Source organism: Paenibacillus gansuensis, from assembly GCF_042684925.1.
Taxonomy (GTDB): Bacteria; Bacillota; Bacilli; order Paenibacillales; family DY6; genus Paenibacillus_N; species Paenibacillus_N gansuensis.
The window spans coordinates 256,099-279,226 of the sequence record NZ_JBHUME010000008.1 but is presented as its reverse complement, the minus strand read 5'-3'; the positions used below and the strand labels follow the sequence as shown (position 1 = coordinate 279,226).

Here is a 23,128-nt window from a genome sequence, read left to right as displayed (position 1 = left end):
GGGTCTCCCGGGAAAATGGGACTTGAACGTTTATTTTCAAGTGTGGAGTCAATACGAGGTCGGCAGATACTTTTCTAACAGCTTGTATTACTCCTTACTCAGTGTCGTTATCACCATCTTCATTTGTTCGATAGCATCTTACGCGATCGTGCGGCTGAAATGGAAGCTTAGCAAACGGACGCTTGGATTTTTCTTGCTGGGCCTGATGGTACCCGTTCATTCCACTCTGGTGCCACTTTACATCACCGTGTCAAAACTTGGCCTCAACTACCCGAGACTCACCATGATCGTCATCTTTGTCGCATTCGCAATCCCATTTTCCGTTTTCGTTCTTTCCTGATTTATTCAAGGCATTCCCAAGGAAATGGAAGAATCTGCTGTTATGGACGGATGTACATTGCCCAAAGCCTTTTGGAAAATCATTTTTCCGCTTTTGGCTCCACCGCTTGCGACGATAACGATTTTTAATTTTCTCGGCTCGTGGAACGATTTACTTTTTAGTCTAATCTTTATCAGTGACGAACAATTTAAACCCATTCAACTCGGAATAATGCGGTTCCAGGGAAACTTTTCAACCCGGTATTCTTATCTGTTGTCTGCGATCGTCATTGCGATTATTCCCAGCGTGGCAGCGTATATGATGCTCCAGGACAAAATCGTTTCTGGAATCACGGCGGGTGCGGTTAAAGGGTAATTGGAAAATCGGACGATGGTCAAATAAATTGAACCGGAATTACCTTTTGCGGGATTGGATACAATGGGTTGGAAACGACAGGATTAACGACTCGGACTAACGCGGAGAACCGTATCCCAAATGAATGGAAAACAGCCGATCAAACAGATCGGCTGACAAATTTCTTATTTAGCTGCTAATTTTGAAGCTTGCTCTTCAGCTTCTTTATATGCTTTTTGTAATACTTCATTTCTGTCCAAGAATGCAGTTCCCTGGATTCGAACTGCTTCAAAATCTTCGATTCCCATTAAATAAAAGATGGACTTCAAAAATTTATTTGAGTACTCCAGTTCGGTATAAAAGTCATTATTGGTGTAAATTGATCCACTCGCTTGAATTGTAACTACGCTTCTTCCATCATCGAGTAGTCCGACGGATGCTCTTCCGTTACTCAATGGAGCCTCTAGATATCTAAACGTTTCCCTTGCAATCAAAACATTATCGATATAATCTTTTAGTTTTGTGGGGATACTAAAGTTATGCATTGGGAATACAATGACATACTTACTAGCACTTTTGAATTGTTTTAATAGCTCACTCATGCGATCTGTTACTTTTTTTTCTTGACTTGTTAATTCTTTGCCTTCCGCTTGTTTCGACCATGCGCTAAGTACAGTTTTATCTAACAAGGGTACTTCTTCGTCGTATAGATTGATTTGTTCAATGACCTCGTCTTTGGAATGCTTCTCTTTGTATACGTTTAGAAAGTAATTAAACACATCTAGACTTGCAGAGGATTTAGAATCAAAATCCGGGTGTGCATTGATGATAAGTAACTTTCCCATGTATAGTTCCTCCTAAGTTTTTATTGTAGACTTACTTAATCGACGATTAACATAGTCTATAATATATCCACCCCAGTGGCATGTCAATTTATATAACCTGGGAATTTATGTAAGTTCACAAAATGTAATGGGTGCTATATTATGTAATTGTATGTTCTTTACATGAAAGCAGGTGATTTATATGTCGTACAGCATAATGGTTGAATATGCATTGCACAGCCTTGTTTATTTAATAGACATACCAGAAGAGGAAAGCATAGGAATAAAAGACCTTTCAGAAGTCCAAGGGCTTTCGGAAACGTATCTCTCGAAAGTTTTCGGTAAATTGTCCAAGTCTGGTATTGTAACTTCTTCACCTGGTGTAAAGGGTGGATATAAATTAGCTAAACCTCCCGAAGAGATTTCGTTTTGGGATGTAATTGAAGCGGTTGAAGGGAAGAAACCTATTTATCAATGTAAAAATATACTAAAAACGAGTTTAAAGTATAGAGATGATGAAGCATATACGTCATGTACTCAAAGCAATCCAATATGTACAATTAACTTGGCAATGCTAGAAGCAGAAGAGCATATGCGTGAGGCTTTACGTAAAAAAACTCTTGCTTGGTTAATTAGGGAGCTGGATCGTGTTTTGCCTGAGAAAGTACGAATGGGTAGTCAAAACTATTTATAAATAAAATTCAAGCTGACCTAATGCGAAATTAGTCCCAAGGTTCGCCATCCCGACTCTTGCCCTAAGAACAAAATGAATCTGGATTATACCACGAGGCTGCCGAGGATTGTGCGGTAGTCTTGTTACGCTAACAGGGAACGTTAGTTCAATCAAACAGCGGCAGTCTAGGACTTTATTTTCAGTCCAAGGCTGCCGCTGTTTCTGTATACAACCAAATCTAACACTTTTTTTTTGAAGCTGACGTTTTTTACGTGTGCCTCAGATACTCAGGCATTGACTTTCAAGAGATTAGCCCGATATTGTCCCGGCGTGATCCCCGTCCACTTTTTAAACGCGTTCTGAAAGGCGCTTGGTTCTGAAAAATGCATGGCATAAGCAATCTCGCCAACCGAATACTCCCATTTTCTTAAATAGCCCATAGCAAGTTCCTTGCGAACGCGGATAGAAAGACCGTTATAGGTCATGTTTTCTTCCTTTAACTTATTCTGGACCGTTCTTGTGCTAGTTCCGAACTCTTCTGCCGTTTGCTGCAATGTCGGAAAGAAAGTCGGTACGCATTGCTTCATCCACCGCATAACCTGCTCGGAAAACGAATTTGCAGGCATCAGCTCCTCCATGGTTTCCTTCGCAATGTTCTCAAACACGCCCAGCAGCTTGGAGTCCGAATACATAACGGGATAGGATAACACATCCTTGCTCATGCGCAGAACATTACTATGCGCGCCGAACAGGGGAACTCTCCCGAATACAGACCGATAAGGCTCGGTATCTGCAGGAGCTTCATGCGAAAACAGAACCTCATTTATGAGAATCCGCTGGTTGCTAAGTCTCCCCATCAACCGGTATAGCGAGCTCGCCATATCCTCCACGCAATGACGCGACATCCGCCCGTTATGCTGCAAGAACAACCGGATAAGGACTTCGTCCCCTTCCACTTCCCAGTCCAGATTGAACCCGCTGCATAGAATTACGTTATACCGTTGATAGGCGGCTAGCGATTCGGCAATTGTTTTGGAATGCATCATGACATAACCGAGAATGCCCAAATCGGCGAACTCCATGATCTGTCCTTGCTGTAAGCCAAAATAGTCGTCTTCCGTGTAAGCAGCGGCTGCGAGCATTAAACGCTCCAATTCCTCTCCCGTAATGCGGGCTTCCACATCCTGCAGCAGACTGGCGTCCAACGAAGCATAGCTGCAAAAATGCTCGGTATCGTATCCTTTGTGGACGATAGTCTTCATAATCGGATAGACCATCGAGATGGCGACCCCTTGGTTATTCAAGCCCGATTCCTCCTTTGCGTGAATCAGCAACCCTTTTTGCGCCATTGATCATTCATTTATATTGGTATTCGTTTTAATCTAATTGTAGGGCTACGCCACTATATTATATCGCAAACCGCCATTATGGACAGCAATTCTAAGACATGGCGTTTTCATTCGAGGAGGAACTTAACGATGAAATCAAAAATACTCGTTATTAACGGACATCCTGATTCAAAAAGCTTTTGCTCGGCCTTATCTGATGCTTATGCGAAAGGCGCTTCGGCTAATAGCGTCCACATTCAAAAAATCGATGTAAGCAAGCTCGATTTTGATCCGAACTTAAAATTTGGTTACCGCAAGAGGACCGAGCTCGAAAAGGATTTAATCGAGGCTCAGCAGCTTATCCGCTGGGCAGACCACCTTGTATTCATCTATCCGACTTGGTGGGGCGCGATGCCGGCCCTATTAAAAGGCTTTATCGACCGTGTCTTTTTGCCGGGTTTTGCCTTCAAATACCGTGAAAACTCCAATCTTTGGGATAAGCTTCTAACCGGCAAATCCGCACACTTGATCGTCACGATGGACACCCCGTCCTGGTATAACCGATGGATCTATAAGCGTGCCGGGCATAACGTGATGAAACGCAATATTTTGCAATTTTGCGGAATAACGCCCGTTCGCGTTACCGAGATTGGCCCGGTTAAGCCGTCGTCAACTGAGCTGCGCGGCAAATGGCTGGATAAAGTGAAGCGGCTCGGGGAGAAGTTGTCCTAAATTATTGCTGTTGCTCTAAGGGGCAAAAATATCGCGCCTGCTGCCCGCCTTCCCCGGTAGAGGTCGGATATTGCAGTCAAAATAGGCACTACCAGCTCATAAAGTCTAGGACTTTATTTTTTCGTCCACGGCTGCCTACACTTCTTTGAGTTAGTTTACACAACTGGAATAAAATGCAAGCCTCCATCTCATACTAATTATGAGATGGAGGTGAACGCTATGCCCAAAAATGACGCCGATCCTAAGTATGACCGCGAAGATAACCGAGCAGATAAGAAAAACAATCAGCAGAATAACGATAATTTCACTGAAGAATCGCAAACGCTTTCGAGCAGCAAGGCCGCTGATTACGTCCCAAGTTTAAATGGTATCCCCAAAAATCAAGTTTGAGTAATTGCAGACTGCTCTTCTCGTCATAAAGTGATGAGTAACTAATAAAGTTTTGATGTAGCTGATAAAGTATGAAGTAGCTAGGCGTTCACTCAATGGGGTGAACGCTAATTATTTTTGGGGAAGTAATATATTTTGAAGAGGGAGTTCGGCAAATTTTTTAATATAGTCCTCCGATTTTGGAAAACAACATGCCCGCGGACAATTTGTTTCCTGCGAGCCGCTTCTTTGGTAAAGAGCTCCTTTACTTTTTTGTAACTTGTACATCACGGAAAAGTTCTATGATGAGTAAGGGGAAACAGAAACTACTACTGAAGAGGTGAGTCATCATGTTAACAACAGAAAAAACAAATAAGTTTTCAAAATGGACTATTGCGGCTCTGACAGCGGTCCTGGCTGCCGGCACTATGGTCTCCGCGGTACAGGTAAAGGCAGCAAGCCAAAGCCCGGCTGCAGTGCAGTCTAAGGCTGAAACGGGCAGCGCTTATATTAAGAAAATTTATGGCCTGGCCAAGCAGGGGAAAGTACCGGGAGCCCCTTGGATTTCCGGGAAATCAACACTTACAAGTATCCATAAGTTTTGGGGTAAGCCGACAACCGGCAGCGGTACCGGAGCGCATTATGAGAATTACAACTTCGGGATGGGTGCGGGAGCCTATGCCATCGGCGTAAACTCCAAAGGAACTCTATACGACTTGCGTGATTTGGGCCAAAGCATCGATACGTCCGTTGGCATCAAATCGCTGACTTTTACTTCGGTAATTGCTACGCTTGGCATGCCTAAAGAAGTCCGGTTCACCGGCAACGATAAAATATATGTTTACACAGCAGGAGCCTATCAGCTCAAATTTGTAGGTCCTTCTTCCGTTGTAAAAGGTCATGTCGCCCATATAGATCATATTAATGTCTACTCGCCCCAAGCGGCTAAATAAAAGATTTCCATGAAAAGGAGCTGTCCGCGACAGCTCCTTTTTTATACGTATGTTATATATTTAAGCAGTACGCCGTATCAACTTCATCCGCGATAAGAGCGCAATGCGATAACGGCGTTATGCCCGCCGAAACCAAAGGAATTGGAGATTCCAATTTCTATATTTCCTTCCCGGACATGATTGGGAACATAGTCCAGATCGCACTCGGGATCCTGCTGTTCCTGATTGATGGTAGGCGGAATAAGGCCGGTCTCCAATGTCTTAATAAGCGCAATAGCTTCCACTGCGCTGGACGCGCCGAGCAGATGGCCTGTCATTGATTTATTTGCCGTTACAGGAATGCGGTAGGCGTCGGACCCAAACAGTTTTTTTATCGCTTTTGTTTCCGAGCGGTCGCCTACAATGGTGCTTGTTGCGTGTGCACTGATGACATCAACCTCATCGGTCCTGATTCCCGCGTCACTCAATGCCATGTTCATCGCCTGATAAGCGCCCGTTCCTTCCGGATGGGTAGCCACCATATGATAAGCGTCCGAGCTTGCTCCGTATCCGATTACTTCCGCATAAATCCGGGCATTCCGTTTCTTTGCATGCGAGAGTGATTCCAAGATCAGGATCCCGGCTCCTTCTGACATGACAAATCCATCTCTATTGGCATCAAAAGGACGGCTCGCTTGGGCAGGCTCGCTATTGCGTGTGGAGAGCGCCGTAGCGTTTCCGAAGCTGGCTAAAGAAATACCGCTAATTGCTGCTTCCGTACCGCCTGCAATAGCGGTGTCCAAATATCCATGCCGGATTGCACGAAATGCTTCACCGATGGAGGTGTTGCCAATAGAGCAGGCAGTAACCGGAGACATGGTTGATCCAAGTGCGCCGTATTTCATACTTATTATGGCTGCAGCCATATTGGAAATCATCATGGGTACAAGCGAGGGGCTGACCCGATCCGGACCGCGGTTTGAAAGAACGCCCCCCTGGTCGATCAGAAGCTGAATCCCACCGACACCTGAACCGACAATGACTCCCATACGCTCCAGGTTGGTCTGCTCCGGCGAAAGCCCCGAATCGGCAAAAGCCTGTTCCGCAGCCGCTAGGGCAAACTGGCAGAAGCGCTCCATCCGCTTCGCTTCCTTGCGCCCGAATAGAAGCTCCCCGTTAAAATCTTTTACTTCTCCGGCGATTTGCGATTTATATTCGGACGGGTCGAAAGATACGATTTTTGCAATGCCTGATTTCCCTTGTATCAGCCCATTCCAAAAGTTGTCTATGTTGTTTCCCAAAGGGGAAACGACTCCCATACCTGTAATAACAACGCGTTCCATCATTGTAAATGACTCCTTTATATCAATATTTATAAAGATGATGCCATTTATTATATCCTATTACAAGTTATCCTTTATCATAGTATAATAACTACCATGATAAAGGACTTATGTATCAATCTAGCTACTGGATGGGGGGCGGGAATATGGATAGGGAAGCAAGGTTACAGGTGTTATCGGTGTTTTTAAAAGCGAAGAGGGACAAGCTTCGACCGGAGGACGTAGGATTAGCTTCAGGTATGCGCAGAAGGACTCCCGGATTACGAAGGGAGGAAGTGGCTCAATTGGCAGGGGTGAGCACTACCTGGTATACATGGCTTGAACAGGGGAGGGATATCCGGATGTCCAGTTCTGTTCTTGATTGTATCGCTTTCGCCTTGCAGCTGACTATGGATGAGAGAAAGTATCTTCATAGTCTAGCTTTAGAAACTTCTCCGGTCCCCGCTGTACTGCCGGAGGAGCAGACAGAAATCAGCCCCCCGTTACGTAAGATTATGGACGAACTCCAATTCTGTCCAACTATCATTACCGATAGGAGATATAACATTATTGGATGGAATAAGGCGGCTTCCCATGTGTTTCTTGATTTTGATCATGTTCCTCCCGACCAGAGAAACATGATCCGGCTGTTATTTTCGCGCAAAGAACTGCAGCGTTTGGCCGGAAATTGGGAGCATTTCGTGGGAGGGTTTCTTGCCATTTTCAGAGCTTATTACGGGCAGTATGTGGAAGATCCATGGTATGATGAATTTCTTCGGGAGATGGCAGATCTTCACCCTGATTTTCAAACATTCTGGGAACAGAGCGAAGTGAAAACCGCCCCCGAGGTACTCATCGAATTCCGACATTCCAAAGCAGGCAAGATGCTGTTTCATCTAACCTCTCTTCAACTGCAAGGTGATGTCGATTTGCGCTGCAGCATCTACACGCCGGCTCCGGAATCCTCTACGGAATCCAAACTGCAGAAGCTGATGCATCGGACATCTTAATATGATCTAATATTGAACAGCGGCAAGTCTGGGACCCTGTCTTCCTGTCTAGGACTGCCGCTGTTATTATGTACATATTCTCAAGCGAAGCCAGGGCGTCCGGCCGTTCGCTCACCAGATGCCAGCTTCACCCATCTGCCCGAACGGGTCGGTGCCGCCTCGTTAAGATAAAGGGCAGGATAGCTGAATGACTTCGCAAATACTTTTTGAGACGAATATTCACGAACTTCGTCAATATCACGTTATGTGAAATCAAAGTAATATAATAAGTAAGCATTTCAAGGAGGATTATATGAAGACCATCATCTATATGGTTAGGCATGCTGAATCACCATACACTGAAGGAACCGAAAGAACAAGAGGACTCACCACTAAGGGCAAGGGCGATGTTGAAAAAGTTACAGAAATTCTTAAAGAAGAAGGAATAGATGTTGCTATATCTAGCCCGTATAACCGAGCAATCCTGAGTATTGAGGGATTGGCACAATACTTAGGATTAGATATCAAAACATTTGAAGGTCTCAGGGAAAGGTGTTTTGCTGGAGAAATTATTGAAGATGCTGAGCTAATGTCAGTTATTAGAGAGAAATTTTATGATTTTGATTATTCTTTACCGGGTGGGGAGTCTAATTCTGATTGCCAGAATAGATCGATATCAGTGATAAAAAACATATTAAAAGAACACTCAGGGAAAAAAATAGCTATTGGAACACATGGACTTGTAATGACTTTGATGATGAATTATTTTGATTCAAGTTATGGTTTGGATTTTTTAAATCAATTAAAGAAACCAGATATTTATAAATTACGTTTTGAAAATTTAGAATTAAAAGAAGTAATAAGACTGTGGAATGAGGATTTGGATTAAGCTAACTGGGAAAGATACCAGGGCGATGGAACCGTTCCATCGCTTGTTTTCGTTGCAACGCGATCCGCTCAACAAACTAGCAGCATAGCAATAGAAATATTGAGTGTTATTTAAAATCCCACTGCAATATAAAAGGGATTTTGTTATAGTACGCGTTGCCACTGCGCTCGTTATTGACGTTAGAGGTAATGGCGGTGGCTCGACTCCGGGCAAGCTGACGCAACGGCTCATGGATCGGCCGTATCGGTGTTGGACAGAACGAACGCACCATCCCGAGTTACTGAGACGACGTCATCCAGAGGCGGAGTGTCGACCTCAGGAATATTTGAAGTTTGGAATTGTTTAAAATATTAAGACACATGTCAGAAGAAACGCAAATGGAATTTATTTTCGCCGGTACCTATCTCCCTACGTTGTCTGCAAAAACGACCTGGCACAGTATTCAAAAAGCAGTGTAGAGCTAGTTAAGAGTCAGCCTCGATCAGCATTGATCGAGGCTTTTTTGTAACTAAACATGGGTAGCTGGGAACAAAAATTAATAATGCATAATTATGCATGCGGCTTTGGAGGGTATTATCAGAAATTATGAAAAGAGGGGATATTTAGCTTCGCTCGGCGATATTTAAATCAACAATTATGGAAATGCTCTTTTGTAAATTCAGTGTGGTGGCATGACTTTTAGCATAGAACTGAAAAATTTCATTTTTTTAGCGGACAATAGTGTTGCCTTCTCTTGTGTAAAGACATGACTTCCCGCAGTTTTGCAGTCGTTCTCTGCTTGCTACAATACAATACAAGTAACAAACCGCAGATACAGTTCGAACGCTGATTCGTGATTGCTTTTGTAGCTGCGTTTTATATATACCGTCGTTTAACAAGACTGAGATGGCTATGTTCGGGGGTGGCTGCTTCTGGCACACGAAGAAACGTTTGAGAAAACTAGATGGCTATCTATTGTGTAACCGGATATACGGGAGGATATACTAAAAATCCAGCCTATAAAAACTGTCGTTTGTCGAATGACGGATATTTACTAACTTAGCGAGTTGTTCTCCATTCGAGGAGCTGTTATACAAAAGATATGGAATAGAAAATGAACGAAGGAGTGGACGTACGGTGTTTTTTAAATCAAAGGAAGATCCGAACAAAGCTGCCAATAAAGACTTTAACAAAGAGGAGAAGCTCAAGGAACTCACCCCGCTTCAATATAGAGTCACACAGCATGGCGCCGACGAGCAGCCGTTTAACAATGAGTATTGGAATAACGAAGAAGAAGGCATTTATGTTGATATCATTTCCGGAAAGCCGTTGTTCAGCTCCCGGGACAAATACGATGCGGGCACGGGCTGGCCGAGTTTCTCGAAGTCCTTGGACGAGGGCGACGTCGTGTTGAAAAATAAAGCTCTCTTTCTTGGAACCCAAGCCAGAGGCAAGGATTCCGACTCCATCCTGGGTGACGTGTTCAATGACGGACCTGGGCCAACGGGACAGCGATTCTGTATAAATTCTGCCGCCTTGAGGTTTATTCCGAAAGCGGATCTAGAAAAAAACGGGTATGGTGAATATCTAAAGCATTTTAAGGATTAATGTATGGAGCCCAGTATGCAAAAATACCATAGGTGCTTTACATTTTGCTTGTAATCGTTCCCCGTATATTTTGTGAAAATTGATCAGATTAATTTTACGAAAAAAACGCTAATCCATGGGATTGGCGTTTTTTGGGGAGAGTCTGCAATGCGGGAGTTGATCTTAAAGCGTGTACGATATTCGGGACTACTTATTATAAGGAACGGCCCAGTGTTTAATAAAGAGTTGGAATTGGAGAACAATTGAAGGAAGCAATATCTCTTAATGCAATCGAATATTGATTCCATCTTCCTCCGAAAAACCTGTAGCCAAAGGCTCTTGATTCCCCGACAGTCGTCAAAAAAAACCAGAAATTATCTCCGTTTCTAAGCCACATATACGTGAAACGATATAAACAATTTTGAAGGCCGAGGGGATTCAAGGCGTAGGTAGGCATATATCCCATATTCGAGGTTCACTCCTTATTGAAACTAGATTTATACCTAGTTTATGCCCAGAGTTAAAGCTTAGATTGGATGTATGCCTAGGAGCAGGGCATGTCAATAAAGGTATATTTTGCAAGGAACGGTTATAATCTTTGCTCATTTATCGAGTGAGAAGAAAAAGAAAAGTATCTCATTCCTGACAGATTGCTGCACATTGTATTCGAATATTTTGCTGCAGTATCCATATATATGTATTCCGTTCCTCAGGCTACGCTAACGGGGAACGATAGCGAAATAACACAGTAAAACTGCAGTTCCGATTGATCATCAGCCTTTATTCAACTAACGTGCAGTTTTGCTCAATAAATCTCTTCTTGAGGCAATAGGTAATGTATAATACTCCATGATAGATTACTTAAAGTCGAAGGAAGTGACTGGGTGGAACAGATACGGCTTCGTGCTTGTGCTTTGATCATTCAGGATGAGGCCATTTTGCTTATTGAATATAAAAACGACGATGATGACGGTGTGCATTACAATCTTCCCGCAGGTGGTCTTGAACCAGGCGAAACTTTTGTTGAAGCTGTTAAGAGGGAAGCAAAAGAAGAAGCATGCGTCGATGTGGAAGTCGGATCAGTTGCATTTGTTTATGAATATCAACCCGCTAAAAACAACTTCATTTATGGCAACAGACACTCTGTCGGTATTACATTTAAATGCGAACTGAAAGCAGGATCAACCCCCCAACTCCCGCAAAAGCCAGACTCCAATCAAACGGCCGTAAAATGGATACCGATTTCGGAATTACATTCGATTCAACTCTACCCAGAAATTATTCAAGACATTGTTGATTACCACAACGGCAATAAGTATCGTAATTATGTTGAAGAACACGATATTCAACAAAGTAAGTTGTTTACGGTACCGGAAAACGATTGCTTGTAACACGGTGGAGGTTTCAGATCAATTGATCAACAGCCTTTACTCAACTAACGGGTAGTTATGTATAATGCCGAAAGAATGGTATTCCATACAAGTAATCCCGAGGAACTAGGGAGTTTGCCATGAAGAACCAGCCGAGTACTCCTGGATGTATAACATCGACACTCTTGGTTCCTATTACAAAATTGGACAATATGATTTTTTAGACAAAAAGGGAAAAACGATCAAACGATTCGACATATATTCACGAACTAACGCCTTTCCTTCGGAAAATGCTCGTTGGCTACCCTAAATCTTTGGTTTACGACGCCACAGCGGATACGTGGCATCTGTTTGGCGAAACCACGAATCAGAGCATATGGAACGTCATCAATACCGCCTTCAAAAACGGATTTGTGAAGATTATTAGCGATACAGTTGTCTAAATCTGTGAAGGGAAACAAACATATGAAAATACATTATCTTATCATAATGTTCTTGACAGTTTAAGTATGGAGATAAATGATTATACCTATCGATCCATAGTTGAATTAAGGCTGCCACAGTGAGGAGTTTAGGTTATGAAACTAGCGGGGGTTAACCCGGTTATCTATTTATACTCAAAAAAGGAGACACCGTCTTGACCAAAAAGGTAGATTATAAAAAAGATTACAAGCAGCTTTATATGCCAAAAACGAAGCCTGAAATTGTGCAAGTGCCAAGGATGCCTTTCTTTATGGTCAGCGGATCAGGGGATCCTAACGGCGAAGAATTTGCCAAAGCAGTAGAAGCATTGTACAGCATGAGTTATGCGGTGCGGATGTCCTACAAAAGTGAAGATGTACCTGTTGGATATTATGAATATACGGTTTTTCCGCTTGAGGGCGAATGGGACTTGCTTGACCGGTCAAAACCCGCGACAGACAAGAACAATTTTAAGTATACGATCATGATACGCCAGCCCGATTTTTTGACTGAAGAAGGGTTCGTCCGATTTTTGGAACAGGTGAAAAGGAAAAAACAAAACCCGTTCCTTGAGAAAGTTCGGTTTGAGCATGTGGAAGATGGATTGAGTTGTCAAATGATGCATAGGGGAAGCTTTGACAATGAGCCGGAAAGTTTTGCGCAAATGGAGGCTTTTTGTACGGAACATGGAATCATCCGATCAAGCAAAATTCATAGAGAAATTTATTTATCGGACCCCCGAAAGACGGAGCCGTCAAAGATGAAGACGGTGCTAAGATTCCCTGTAAACAAAGCCTGAAAATCTGGATATACGTTAGTTGATTAAAACAGCGGCAGTCTCGGACGATATCTTTTTGTCCAAGACTGCCGCTGTTTCTAAGTGCCCGCCAGCTACTTCGCTTCGCTCTTGGTGCGGAGCGAGGCCAAGGCGTCCGACCGTTCGCTCACCAGCTGCACAGCTGCGCCCATCTGTCCGAACGAGTCAGTCACTTCGCGCATCCTTTCCGCCATCGCGGACAGCTCCCGCATGTTGCCCGCATGGGTTTCGCGCAGCGAAGCGACGGCGGAGGCGGAGGCCCGTCCGTCTTCCGCAAGCCGGAAGACCGCGTCGTTCATCTCCTGCAGCATCCGGCTCATCTCGTATTGCATATCGACGAGCTTGCCGTAATCCGACGCACTGGACTGGATAGACTGCACTGTGTTCTGGATCATGTCGTCCGAGCTGCGGAGCGAGGTGATGACATGCTCCTTCGTGACAGCCACCTCGGTGAGCAGCTCCTGAATGTGATTCGACGAGCGCTCCGTCTGCTCAGCCAGCTTGCGCACCTCGCCTGCGACAACTGCGAAGCCCCGCCCCTGATCCCCAGCGCGAGCGGCTTCAATGGACGCGTTCAGCGCCAGCAGATTCGTCTGCCCGGCAATATCTAGGATACCGTTCAAAATAATCTGGATTTGCTCGATTTTGGAAGCCAGTTCGTTCACCGCTTCTCCCGATTGACCCGACGCCTGCTGCAGTTCTCCCATCCGTTCCATCGTGGCCAGCAGCTCTTCCTTGTTCCGATCCGCCATACGAACCACTTCGAGTGTATATTGGCCTGCACTTTTCGTTTTGGCTGAGGCTTCGCCCATGACATTCACAATCGCGCCGATATCTTCTTCTACGCCCCGAATCGATGACAGGAACTGATGCGATTCCTCTGAGATCGTACCCGCCGAACCGTGAATGGTCGACACTGTACGATCCGCCGACTGGATGCTCCGGTTCAAATCCATCACATTGCCGTTCAATTGATCGGAGGCGGATTGAATCGTATCCAGCACGCTGCCCATTTGCTCCGTCAGCTGTTGACTCTGCTGGAGCATAAGACTCGACCGGCGCGTACTATTAATAAAGATGAAGCCGATAAACAGGAACTGCGCTCCATAGTAGATCGCAGTAAGCACAGATCGGTTCAGCGAGGACTCAATTCGCATTGGGGCCGCAAAGTAGTAGTGCGTAAACTGCGACAGAACCAGCAGCGGCAAGGTGAAGTAGAATGTGCGCCGGATTAGCTTGTAATCCGCGTACAGACTCGCAAGACCGATTGGAAACAGCCAGATGAACGGCACATTTACCCATGAATCGGTATGAAGCAGCAACGCAAAAATCATCAAACTCGCTACTGACAGCGGCTTGAACCGCTCTTTATTGGAGCCGAACCGGTAGTACAGCGCTGGAATCAGGAATAACAGAAAAAGCAGCTGATAGGCAATGCCCATGAAATTAAGTTTAGGCACCCCGAACAGAGCGATCTGAAATACACTGTTGCACATCATGACGATGGACGCGACGACAAACATTTTGTACAGGGTGCGGCTTACCGCTTCCCCATTCTCCCGCAAGAATGCTCCGTTAACCATGTTGAACCTCACTTTGTCAAATTATCGTAAAACTTTCCTACTAATTTATATCGGTAGGCTCTAATAATCTATGTAGATTTTGTCGAATAAAGGGAGGTACCCAATCATACATCACCGGAGGAATTTCATGAAATTATCTTTACCCTCAAATGCTCAACGCCTATTACGACGCAAAACAACCCGTGTGCTGCTCTTTCTTTTCATCGTGCTGCTGCTGGCGGAACTTGCTGCGCCGGTCGCTCTGTTGCAGCTGTCAAAGCCGAATCGGGTGGAGCACAGCGACGATGTGCTGGCGGCATATCCGACAGATTACGATAGCTCCAGGTCCCGCTTTCTTACCTATAAGGAGACACTGATGCAGCGGTGGAAGAAGGTCAGCCTGATATCCAAAGCGATCGGCGGCGAGCCGGGGCTGTACACGGACAGCATTCACGCGGAGCCGAACGGCGTTAAGAAGAACCTGCTGCTGATTACGACAGGCGTTCACGGCGTAGAAGGGTTCGTCGGTTCGGCCATGCTGGATCTGCTGGTGAAGCAGCATGCGAGCGAGCTGAATCCCGAGACCACCGGAATTCTGCTAGTGCACGGCGTGAACCCTTGGGGCATGAAGCACCAGCGCCGGTATAACGAGAATAATGTCGATCTCAATCGTAATTTCGTTCCGGATTGGGGAAGCTTCGACCGCGATGTTAACAAGGATTATCCGAAGGTGCAATCGTTCTTGGAAAGTGACGGCCCGTTGGGTTATGCGCCGCATCATGAGCTGGGCTTCTATGCGAAATTCGCAGCTAATGCCGTGCCTCAGGGAGTGGGCGTTATTGCGGACGCTTTGCTGACCGGACAATACCGCAGCCCGCGCGGGGTCTACTACGGCGGAGAACGGGACGAACCGTCTACGGCGTACATCAAGGGGCTGTTCCGCGAAGTACTTGAAAGTCCGTACGAGAACATTACACATATAGACGTGCATACGGGCTATGGCCCCCGGTATCAGATGAGCATTTTTACAACGATGAGCGAGACGATGACGGAGCAGGAGGCAGTCAAAGCGTTCCGGTATCCGCTGGTGTTCACGCCGGACTCGGAGGAATTCTACGCAGCCAGCGGCGATATCAGCGAGTACTTCTACCACCTTAAGAAGACAGAGTATCCTGAAAAGCAGCTGTATTCCACCTGCTTCGAGTTCGGTACGCTGGGCGACGGCACGGTGGGCTCTATCCAGTCGCTTCGTAACACGGTGGACGAGAACCGGCTGCATTGGTACGGAGCCTCCAATGAAACGACGGAGCAGATCGTACGCAATCGGTATAGTGAGATGTTCTACCCGACCGAAACGAAGTGGCGCCGAAAGGCTGCCGATGACTTCGAACTGGCGCTGCGCGGCGTGCTGGCATATCGGGGGTTGTTGCAGTATGAAGAGTAATCATTGGCTAGAATGACTTTTGATAAAACAATAAGGGAAAACAAGGCCAGCATTTTGTTCGAACTCGAACTTAAAGCTGGTCTTTTCGCACCCGGTATTGTCCCGGTGTCGTTCCGGTAAGTCGTTTTAAATAACAAAAAGAAATATTTCACATCATGAAAACCAGCAGTTGACTCGCGGAGGGCTGAGAGAAGCTATGCAAGGAGTCTTTTACCTATGGGGGAATTAGTTTAATAATTGGAGAAAGAAATACTAACACTAACAATAAGTATAAAGATTTCATTCCAAAAGGAAGGGTCGACCAATATGAGAATGATCGGTAAAATTTATTCTTTACTGATCGTTCTCATTATGATATAACTAGTACACGGGAGGGAGTTGAGCAGCTGATGCCCAGAACGAAGGAATTTGATGTCAATGAAGTCCTGCTGAAAGCAATGCAGTTATTCTGGGAGCAAGGCTATGAAAAAACCTCGATCAATGACCTGGTTGAACATCTTGGCATTCACCGCAGAAGTTTATACGACACGTTCGGGGATAAGCATCAATTATTTCTTCAAGCGGTAGAAGCGTATAAAAATTTTCTGGAAGGGCAATTTGAAAGAGGGATCGCTGACGCCGGCAGTTCCAAACAAGCTCTGCGCTTTTTGTTTGACTTCATGATTGAAGGTTACGAAAACAAGCCTCCGGGTTGCCTGTTTGTGAATATGGCTGTCGAGCTTGCCCTCCGCGATCAGGAAGCTGATGCGCATGCGGGAGAAAGCTTTGAAGAGCTGGAGAGGCTGCTTGCGGAACTGATCCGTAAGGGGCAGGAAAGCGGAGAGTTTTCCAATTCCTTGGGCACAGAGGAACTAGCAGAGAATCTTCACACCACGATGATTGGTTTGCGTGTACTCGCCCGCACTTCGGCTGATCGGAGCAAGCTGCACCGCATTGCAGATACAGCACTTCTGTTGCTTTATAAGTAAGCAGGGCTGGACATTTTTTTGTCAATATGAGAATGATTGTTCTCAAAATATAACAAAGGAGACTGAACACTATGAGTAAAGTATGGTTTATTACAGGAACATCAACAGGGTTTGGCCGGCACTTTGTGGAGCAGCTGGTCCAGGCAGGAGACAAAGTAGTAGCAACGGCGCGGAAATTGGATGCCATTCAAGATTTTAAAGCACTGGCTCCGGATCGCGTTCACCTTGCTGCCCTGGACGTTACCAATAAAGAGCAGATTCAATCCGCTGTACAAGAAGCCGTTGACGTATTCGGCAAAATCGATGTCGTGGTAAACAACGCCGGTTACGGCCTGTTCGGCATGCTCGAAGAATATACAGATGAGCAAATCCGGAAGCAGTTCGACGTTAACGTGTTTGGTGTGTTGGATGTAATCAAAGCAACATTGCCTGTATTCAAACGCCAAGGATCGGGTCATTATGTGAATTTGTCATCCTTCTTTGGTACTTGGTCCATGCCTCCATACAGCATCTATTCGGCTTCCAAGTTCGCAGTAGAAGGTTTCTCCGAAGCATTTGCTAAGGAATTTGCCAGCTTTGGCATCAAAACAACCATTGTAGAGCCTAGCGTGTTCGCGACAGAATTTTTGGGCACTTCCCTGGAACAAACCGAAAGGAAGCAGGAATATGTTCAAATGTATGAGGCGTATGAGAAGGGGATTTCGAGCATCAACATCGGCGATCCGGCAAAAGCAGTTAAATTGATCATTTCCGTTCTAAAAAGCGATAATGCACCTCTTCGTTTGGCCGTTGGTTCCCAAGCTGCCTATACGATTCGTGAAGCATACAAAGGCCGGTTGGAAGAGCTGAACCATTGGTTCGAGCGTTCAGCGGAAGCAGATTAATCAGCTGAGGACGTTTTAACTTGAAATGAGCAAGGAGCAAGGAGCAAGGAGCAAGGAGGAACAAACAGTTGACCCCAATCGTCGGCTGTTTGTTCTTTACTATTTGTTTCCGGTTCTGGATTTATGGCTTGACACCTTTTTGACAACGTTTAGTTGTTTACCGATCGTTCTCGTTATGATATAACTGTACCATGGAAGGGGGTACAGCCCTATGCCCAGACCTAAGGAATTTGACGTCAATGAAGTTCTGTTAAAAGCGATGAAGTTGTTCTGGCAACAAGGCTATGAGAAGACATCGATTAATGACCTGGTCGAACATCTGGGGATTCACCGCAGAAGCTTATACGACACGTTCGGGGATAAGCATCAATTGTTTCTGCAAGCGGTAGAAGTATACAGGAATTTTGTAAGCGGCCGGTTGGAGAAAATTATCAATGCCCCTAGTGCTAGACAAGGCTTGCGTACTCTGTTCGATTTCATCATTGACGGTATGGAGGATAAGCCTCCAGGCTGTTTGGTGGTAAACATGTCTGTAGAGCTTGCGCTGCGGGATCCGGAAGTGGATGCTAAAGCAAGGGAGAGCTTTGAACGAACGGAAGGGCTGATAACCGATCTGATCCGGAAAGGCCAGGAAAACGGGGAGTTTACAAACATGCGGGACGCAGGCGAATTAGCGGCACATCTTCACAGTACGATGCTTGGGCTGCGTGTGCTTGTCCGAACCTCGGCTGACCAAAAGAAGCTGCACCGGATCGCGGAAACCGCTTTGGCATTGCTTGAAGTTTAGGGCGATGCAATTTTTTTCGGCAAAATAGAATGACCATTCTCATAAATGAACAAAATATATTCATATTTACAGGGAGGTTCCATAAGCATGGGTAACAGTACCGGTGTCTCTAATAAGGGCACGCAGTGGGTTTTTAAGGAAAAGACAGTTTCCCTTAGCCTAGGAATTACAATCGTTCTTGTCGTTATGAACACGATGATGTTCAATTTGGCGCTTCCTAAGGTGGCCGAACAATTCTCGCTGAGCCCGTCCACAGTGTCGTGGATCGTGACCGGCTACTCCATTATGTTCGCCATGTCTTCGATTACCTATAGCAGGCTATCCGATTTTGTGCCCATTCGAAGGTTGTTCACCGCAGCGCTGTTATCGGTCGGTATAGGCTCTATTCTCGGTATGTTTAGCAACGGCTTCGCTCTGCTGCTCGTCGCGAGGCTGATACAAGCTGCGGGAGCGGGTGCGATACCTTCCCTTGGTATCGTCCTCCTCACGCGTTATATCCCCTTGTCCCGGCGCGGCCGGGCGATGTCGACCCTGTTGTCCGCAAGCTCTTTAGGGCTGGGACTTGGACCTGTCATCGGCGGATCCGTAGTACAATATTTGGGATGGCATTTTCTATTTGTCATTACCGGAATTATTTTGCTTATTATACCGGTATTTCTGCTGACGCTGCCTAGGGAAACGGCATCCAGCGGCACGTTTGACTTCATCGGTGCTCTGCTTGTCGGTGCAGGAACGACAGGGCTGCTGCTGTTCCTGACAACCAAAAGCTTGCTGGCTCTATTTATCGGGGTGCTTGCTTTGATCCTGTTCGCGCTTCGGATCCGTACGGCAGCTAACCCCTTCGTACAGCCGAGCTTGTTTCGCAACCAGGCCTACATGTCTTTGGGTGCCATCGGGATCGGCGCGTATTTGATCAATTTCAGCTTCTTGTTCGTTGCACCGCAAATGCTCTCCCGTGTCTACGGACTGGCTCCGGGCATGTCCGGACTGGTTCTGTTTCCGGGCGCGCTGATGGCCATGTTCGTGTCGAATCGGGTAGGCCGCATTATCGACCGCTACGGCAATGGTGTGATTCTCCGGTATGTTCCATGGCTGCTGTTGGTCTCGATCGTTTTGATGGCACTGACAGCCATTTATTCTTACTACGCCATTGCCATTGTCTATGTGTTTACGACCGTCAGTTTTACCGCTCTATCCAGCGCTGTTTCGAACGAAATGTCACGCTTGCTGCCCAAGGAGTTTATCGGTTCAGGTATGGGACTATTCCAGCTGCTGCAATTTTTCAGCGGAGCCTTCGGTGTCGCTCTTTCGGGCACGGCGCTTGTCTGGCAGCATGCTTTACCGCAAGTGCGTGCATTCGATAATATCATTTGGGGGATGGTTTTCGTAGCCGTACTCACTATCGCTTGCGTGTTCCTTTACCGCAGGCATGCAAAGAGCAGGGAGAAGGACGCCGTCACCGTGAACGCGGGTTGACAGAAGAACGCTGCTTAGCAAAGCAGTACAGATAGGCTGAAAGTTAACCGTACGTTTGCAACGGTTAATTTTCGGCCTGTTTGGCTTTTCGGAACTGCAGGGGTGTCTGTCCGTAATGCCGTCTGAACATCTCAATAAACTGCGAGGAAGTGGAAAATCCGCATTCCATTCCAATCGTACTAACGGTTGACGCAGAATGAAGGAGTAGCTGCCTTGCGGCATCCAGACGCTTGCTTATAACATATTGGTAAGGGGATAACCCCGTTTTCAGCTTGAAAAGGGAACGGAAATGATCTTCGCTGTAACCGGACAGCTCGGCTAGTGTCCTTAAATTTATTGGCTGAGCAAAGTTCTCATCCAGGTAACGCCTGGCATAAAACAGTTTCTCGGGAGGAGGAGCCGCAGTCTTCTCGTTCCCAGTCAGGCGCCCCAGTAAGAGGATCACTTCATTTAACAGGAGATTTACACGAATGTCATAATGGGCTTTACGGTCCAACAGCTCATGTTTCATGAGTTCAATCAGCGTGTGCACCTCGCGGTTTTCCGTGTCTTCCAATAATCCGTTGCCCAGATGGACCGGTTCATCATCGTATTGGAACCCGAAGAACATTACATCCGTCGCCTCCGTGTGGCGTTCGTCGTGCATGAAATTCGGTCTTGTCAGTGTCATGCTTCCGGGTGAGTACCTTAACTCCCTGCCATCCAGGTTCATAGCACCTTTCCCCGATACATAGTATACTAATTCGAAACAGCTGTGCTGGTGAAAGTCCACGTAAGTTCCGGATTTGTAAGAATTGTAATAAAAAAACTCCATAATTCCCTTCATCCAAATTCCCCAATTCCCTGAAATATGATATTTTTTCCCTAGTCTATTATAGCAGAAGATCCTTGTCACCCTTATGATGAAGTTGTAAGAGAAATTCCAAACAGGGAGTGGACAGGGATGAACGAAACCAAGCAATTTGGATTGAGCAGTCAAGAGATGGAGCAGTATGGGGAAAACGGCTTTCTTGTTATTGACGATGTATTCGACCCAAGCATAATAGATGCTTTACGGGAGGCATGCGAGCATCCGAAGGTTACGGCGCTCAGGCCTGGAAAAGACTTTGAAACGAAAACAGTCCATTCGCTCGGCATCACGTCCTTGCATCCCGAATTTCTTGCTCTGGCAACACATCCGGCCATCGTAGAACGCATCAAGCCTCTGCTTGGGCCGGATATCCAGCTGCAGCATTCGAAACTTGCGACAAAACCGGCTACAAAAGGAACCGGCGTGTTCCCTTGGCATCAGGATTTTGCTTTTTATCCGCATACGAACACGGACCTGCTGTCGGTCATGGTGATGCTCGATGATGCTACCCTGGAAAACGGTTGTATGCAGATGGTCAAAGGAAGCCACAAGCTGGGGATTCTGGATCATGAGAAGGACGGCTTGTTTACAGCTGAATGCCAGGAAAGCAGGTACTGGGAACATCCCGCTGATCCGGACGACGTAGTGAACATTACTCCTCGGGCGGGCGGGATAAGCATCCATCATGCTTTAACGTTACATGGATCTGGAGCTAATCTGTCCGGCCGCCCGCGCAGAGGGCTGGTATTCTCTTACAGAGCCGCTGACGCGCATCAGCTTGCAGACGCTCTCTTTGACGATACAGGGTTAATGATAAGCGGCACGAGCAAAGGCATTGTCCGGTGTGATGTGGGGATAGTCACTTTGCCAAACCGCGGCGGTGACATGTCGTACGGCTCAGCCTGGAATCAGCTGGGAGAGTTCGCGAGGCGGATGAACGGGCGGAATTCCTAACGCTGGACAAGAAGCAAACGAGGTTGATATCACAAACGTTAATTTGTATTAATTATGATTAAAGCCGGGCGGTAAGCCCGGCATTTTCTTTTTGTATAAAACGTGCAACCGTTCAAATAGAACGATCTAAAGGGCGCCTGCATCATCTTACCGGTTTACAGGTTCGTTTTTGGCTGGAGCTTTGCGCTTCTTCCGAATTAATGCCACCAACAGCAGGGCTGCCGGAACCCCCAGGCCAAACACCATCGCATAAGACGGCCACACCCCTAAAAACTCAGTCAGGTATGTTGAGTTCGGCCAAACGACATTCGCCATCACCAAAGTAATGATGGACAGTGGAATTAATAGGGTATGGGGCTTCTTCATGTTCAATGCATAGGTCAAGCATGTATTCGAGACCTCCAGCAGCAAGGTTAACCGGAAATAGATCGTTACTAACCAAATGATGCTAAGTAGAATCTCTATCCTTTCATAAAAGTCGGCAATGGAAACGGTCCGGGCTACCAAATAGCTGGGATACATCGTTTGGGCCGTAATATCGGCATGAAGGACCGTAATACTCGCTATGGTAGCTAGGAGAAACCCAATGCCGCTTAATAACGTGCTTTTTACAAATACTCCCTTTATTTCCGCAGGGTCTTTCAAGAGATGTCCTGTTAGTAGGACGGCCTCCATATAAGGGAAAGCAAACAGCAAGAGCGAAGCCCGGACGACGGGCAGCGGACCATGTTCCAGCATAGGGAGCAGGGAGTTCCATTCGTAATTCGGCAGCACTGAGATTATCAGGATCAGAATCAGGGTCCAGACAACTGGGTAGATCAGCTCCACAGATTTGCCAATAATGTCTGCTCCTCGGGCAACGCCATAAACGGAGGCCATTAGCACTAGAAAATGAACCGCTTCGAGCGGGGTTCCTACCAGGATGGATGAAACGATAAAATCACCTAAATTGCGGAGCGTGAAGCACATTATGAGAAAAGGGAAACACAACGTAAAGGCAAATACAAACATTCTCGCAGCTGTCCTGCCGAGGATATGTTCCATGAAGACCGGGAATGTCCGGCCTTTCATCCGTCTGGATAAGGCAATAAGTAAAGGAATGCAGATCAGCTGCAGCCCAACGCCAAGAATGACGGCCATCCAGGCGTCCTGCTTCGACTCTATGGCAAGCCCGGCCGGAAGAAAGAGGATGGCGCTGCCCCAGTAGTATAGTATTAGCCATCTTACAGCCTGACGGGAGGTTACCTTGTTGCTCAT

General features: G+C 46.2%; 23 protein-coding genes. 17 read left to right on the top strand and 6 right to left on the bottom strand.

The features are described from left to right. Window positions 1-22: 22 nt before the first annotated feature. Together ACFSUF_RS13500 and ACFSUF_RS13495 are read left to right on the top strand one after the other, a co-directional pair. On the top strand, window positions 23-340 hold the full coding sequence (locus ACFSUF_RS13500) for a hypothetical protein (protein ID WP_377603437.1): 318 nt from the start codon (window positions 23-25) through the stop codon (window positions 338-340). A 3-nt stretch (window positions 341-343) separates the two neighbouring features. Continuing rightward, on the top strand, window positions 344-694 hold the full coding sequence (locus ACFSUF_RS13495; protein ID WP_377603885.1) for a carbohydrate ABC transporter permease: 351 nt from the start codon (window positions 344-346) through the stop codon (window positions 692-694). A 164-nt stretch (window positions 695-858) separates the two neighbouring features. On the opposite strand, the gene ACFSUF_RS13490 is transcribed toward ACFSUF_RS13495, so the two are convergent. Continuing rightward, entirely contained in the window at window positions 859-1,518 is a 660-nt protein-coding gene (locus ACFSUF_RS13490; protein ID WP_377603436.1) for an FMN-dependent NADH-azoreductase, read from the bottom strand. Between the two features lie 181 nt (window positions 1,519-1,699). On the opposite strand from ACFSUF_RS13490, the gene ACFSUF_RS13485 reads away from it, so the two are divergent. Continuing rightward, on the top strand, window positions 1,700-2,191 hold the full coding sequence (locus tag ACFSUF_RS13485) for an Rrf2 family transcriptional regulator (protein WP_377603435.1): 492 nt from the start codon (window positions 1,700-1,702) through the stop codon (window positions 2,189-2,191). Window positions 2,192-2,457: 266 nt separating this feature from the next. On the opposite strand, the gene ACFSUF_RS13480 is transcribed toward ACFSUF_RS13485, so the two are convergent. Beyond that, window positions 2,458-3,474: an AraC family transcriptional regulator gene (locus ACFSUF_RS13480; protein ID WP_377603434.1), complete on the bottom strand. Its 1,017-nt coding sequence runs from the start codon at window positions 3,472-3,474 to the stop codon at window positions 2,458-2,460. Window positions 3,475-3,648: 174 nt separating this feature from the next. Between ACFSUF_RS13480 and ACFSUF_RS13475 the strand changes: the two genes are divergently transcribed. The 3 genes from ACFSUF_RS13475 to ACFSUF_RS13465 all read left to right on the top strand — a co-directional run bounded on the left by ACFSUF_RS13475 (window position 3,649) and on the right by ACFSUF_RS13465 (window position 5,552). Beyond that, on the top strand, window positions 3,649-4,230 hold the full coding sequence (locus ACFSUF_RS13475; protein WP_377603433.1) for an NAD(P)H-dependent oxidoreductase: 582 nt from the start codon (window positions 3,649-3,651) through the stop codon (window positions 4,228-4,230). A 219-nt stretch (window positions 4,231-4,449) separates the two neighbouring features. Further along, a complete protein-coding gene (locus ACFSUF_RS13470; RefSeq protein WP_377603432.1) occupies window positions 4,450-4,620 on the top strand; it encodes a hypothetical protein in 171 nt (56 codons plus the stop codon). 329 nt (window positions 4,621-4,949) lie between these two features. Then, on the top strand, window positions 4,950-5,552 hold the full coding sequence (locus tag ACFSUF_RS13465) for a YjgB family protein (protein WP_377603431.1): 603 nt from the start codon (window positions 4,950-4,952) through the stop codon (window positions 5,550-5,552). 83 nt (window positions 5,553-5,635) lie between these two features. Here the strand turns inward: ACFSUF_RS13465 and fabF are convergent, their stop codons facing one another. Next, window positions 5,636-6,874 carry a beta-ketoacyl-ACP synthase II gene (gene fabF, locus ACFSUF_RS13460; protein ID WP_377603883.1) on the bottom strand — a complete coding sequence of 413 codons (1,239 nt, stop codon included), beginning with the start codon at window positions 6,872-6,874 and terminating at the stop codon, window positions 5,636-5,638. A 146-nt stretch (window positions 6,875-7,020) separates the two neighbouring features. On the opposite strand from fabF, the gene ACFSUF_RS13455 reads away from it, so the two are divergent. The 5 genes from ACFSUF_RS13455 (at window position 7,021) to ACFSUF_RS13435 (ending at window position 12,928) form a co-directional block, all read left to right on the top strand. Beyond that, window positions 7,021-7,863 (top strand): helix-turn-helix transcriptional regulator, encoded by an 843-nt coding sequence (locus ACFSUF_RS13455; protein ID WP_377603430.1) that lies wholly within the window; start codon window positions 7,021-7,023, stop codon window positions 7,861-7,863. Between the two features lie 292 nt (window positions 7,864-8,155). After that, window positions 8,156-8,731, top strand: coding sequence for a histidine phosphatase family protein (locus tag ACFSUF_RS13450; protein ID WP_377603429.1), 576 nt, complete (start codon window positions 8,156-8,158; stop codon window positions 8,729-8,731). Window positions 8,732-9,847: 1,116 nt separating this feature from the next. After that, window positions 9,848-10,318, top strand: coding sequence for a peptide-methionine (R)-S-oxide reductase MsrB (gene msrB, locus ACFSUF_RS13445; RefSeq protein WP_377603428.1), 471 nt, complete (start codon window positions 9,848-9,850; stop codon window positions 10,316-10,318). A gap of 863 nt (window positions 10,319-11,181) precedes the next feature. After that, window positions 11,182-11,688 carry an NUDIX domain-containing protein gene (locus tag ACFSUF_RS13440; RefSeq protein ID WP_377603427.1) on the top strand — a complete coding sequence of 169 codons (507 nt, stop codon included), beginning with the start codon at window positions 11,182-11,184 and terminating at the stop codon, window positions 11,686-11,688. Window positions 11,689-12,304: 616 nt separating this feature from the next. Beyond that, on the top strand, window positions 12,305-12,928 hold the full coding sequence (locus ACFSUF_RS13435) for a GyrI-like domain-containing protein (RefSeq protein WP_377603426.1): 624 nt from the start codon (window positions 12,305-12,307) through the stop codon (window positions 12,926-12,928). 92 nt (window positions 12,929-13,020) lie between these two features. Here ACFSUF_RS13435 and ACFSUF_RS13430 read toward each other — a convergent pair whose 3' ends face one another. Continuing rightward, on the bottom strand, window positions 13,021-14,529 hold the full coding sequence (locus ACFSUF_RS13430; RefSeq protein WP_377603425.1) for a methyl-accepting chemotaxis protein: 1,509 nt from the start codon (window positions 14,527-14,529) through the stop codon (window positions 13,021-13,023). A gap of 127 nt (window positions 14,530-14,656) precedes the next feature. On the opposite strand from ACFSUF_RS13430, the gene ACFSUF_RS13425 reads away from it, so the two are divergent. From ACFSUF_RS13425 to ACFSUF_RS13405, 5 genes are all read left to right on the top strand, one after another. Next, a complete protein-coding gene (locus tag ACFSUF_RS13425) occupies window positions 14,657-15,952 on the top strand; it encodes a M14 family metallopeptidase (protein ID WP_377603424.1) in 1,296 nt (431 codons plus the stop codon). Between the two features lie 389 nt (window positions 15,953-16,341). Further along, window positions 16,342-16,920, top strand: a complete 579-nt coding sequence (locus ACFSUF_RS13420) for a TetR/AcrR family transcriptional regulator (RefSeq protein WP_377603423.1) — start codon at window positions 16,342-16,344, stop codon at window positions 16,918-16,920. Between the two features lie 71 nt (window positions 16,921-16,991). Next, a complete protein-coding gene (locus tag ACFSUF_RS13415) occupies window positions 16,992-17,804 on the top strand; it encodes an SDR family NAD(P)-dependent oxidoreductase (RefSeq protein ID WP_377603422.1) in 813 nt (270 codons plus the stop codon). Window positions 17,805-18,015: 211 nt separating this feature from the next. Then, window positions 18,016-18,591 carry a TetR/AcrR family transcriptional regulator gene (locus ACFSUF_RS13410; protein WP_377603421.1) on the top strand — a complete coding sequence of 192 codons (576 nt, stop codon included), beginning with the start codon at window positions 18,016-18,018 and terminating at the stop codon, window positions 18,589-18,591. 87 nt (window positions 18,592-18,678) lie between these two features. After that, on the top strand, window positions 18,679-20,067 hold the full coding sequence (locus tag ACFSUF_RS13405; RefSeq protein WP_377603420.1) for an MFS transporter: 1,389 nt from the start codon (window positions 18,679-18,681) through the stop codon (window positions 20,065-20,067). Between the two features lie 64 nt (window positions 20,068-20,131). On the opposite strand, the gene ACFSUF_RS13400 is transcribed toward ACFSUF_RS13405, so the two are convergent. Further along, entirely contained in the window at window positions 20,132-20,893 is a 762-nt protein-coding gene (locus ACFSUF_RS13400; protein ID WP_377603419.1) for a helix-turn-helix transcriptional regulator, read from the bottom strand. Window positions 20,894-21,010: 117 nt separating this feature from the next. Between ACFSUF_RS13400 and ACFSUF_RS13395 the strand changes: the two genes are divergently transcribed. Beyond that, window positions 21,011-21,871 carry a phytanoyl-CoA dioxygenase family protein gene (locus tag ACFSUF_RS13395; protein WP_377603418.1) on the top strand — a complete coding sequence of 287 codons (861 nt, stop codon included), beginning with the start codon at window positions 21,011-21,013 and terminating at the stop codon, window positions 21,869-21,871. A 147-nt stretch (window positions 21,872-22,018) separates the two neighbouring features. On the opposite strand, the gene ACFSUF_RS13390 is transcribed toward ACFSUF_RS13395, so the two are convergent. After that, window positions 22,019-23,128, bottom strand: coding sequence for a GerAB/ArcD/ProY family transporter (locus tag ACFSUF_RS13390; protein ID WP_377603417.1), 1,110 nt, complete (start codon window positions 23,126-23,128; stop codon window positions 22,019-22,021).